Source organism: Xanthobacter sp. BG11Y11_SDJG (assembly GCF_057364445.1).
In genome coordinates, this window is sequence record NZ_JBNFNU010000801.1 from 1 (window position 1) to 763 (window position 763).

The 763-nt window shown below is 68.9% G+C and carries 1 protein-coding gene; it reads left to right on the forward strand.

The genetic code is table 11. The features are described 5' to 3' along the window. The first annotated feature begins 386 nt into the window (after window positions 1-386). Entirely contained in the window at window positions 387-686 is a 300-nt protein-coding gene (locus AC2W7M_RS26610) for a DUF736 domain-containing protein (protein ID WP_149578558.1), read from the forward strand. Window positions 687-763: the final 77 nt, after the last annotated feature.

Consider the following 763-nt stretch of genomic DNA (forward strand, 5'->3'; position numbering starts at 1 on the left):
CACGGTCTGTGCCGTATCGGGCGGGGCATGTGTCGTTGGCTCGGAGGCTGGCGTCGGTGACCGCGGGAGGATGACGCGCTGGCGTCGCCGACGTGCTGATGAGGTGCCGACCGCCTGCGTCGATCTCTGCCGATCATGCGGCGAAGCCCCCAGGCGGCCTCTCTTCCGGGCTGGTCTGGCGCCGGTTCGGCCTTGGCCTGCAACGGCTCCGCCGACCTTCTTCCCCTGACCGCAAGCGGTCATTCCTCGCGGGACAACAAGCTCGGCTGCCACCGTCCTCCGCTGCCGCTGCGGCCCACAAGGGGTGCAGCCGTCCGGTCCGTCGCCTCTCGACCGCCATCGAGGCCTCATCGGGCGGCTTCGGGCAACTCTCAGGAGATATGACAATGGCTCAGATCGGCACCTTCACCCGCGACGAGAACGGCGCCTATGCCGGGACGATCAAGACCCTCACCCTCAACGTCAAGGCCACCATCAAGCCCTGCGACCGCGACACCGACAAGGCGCCCGACTATCGCGTCACCGCCAACGGCGTCGAGTTCGGCGCCGGCTGGAGCCGGACCGCCCGCGAGACGGGCACCGAATACCTCTCGCTCAAGCTCGACGATCCGTCCTTCACGGCGCCGGTCTACGCCTCCCTGGTCCAGGGCGACAAGGGCGAGCACAAGCTCATCTGGTCGCGATGACCGGCCACGGGCGCTCCGCTTCCCGCGGGGCGCCCGCCTTCCACCCTCGCAATTATGCGGAGCAGAACCCCCGCCGA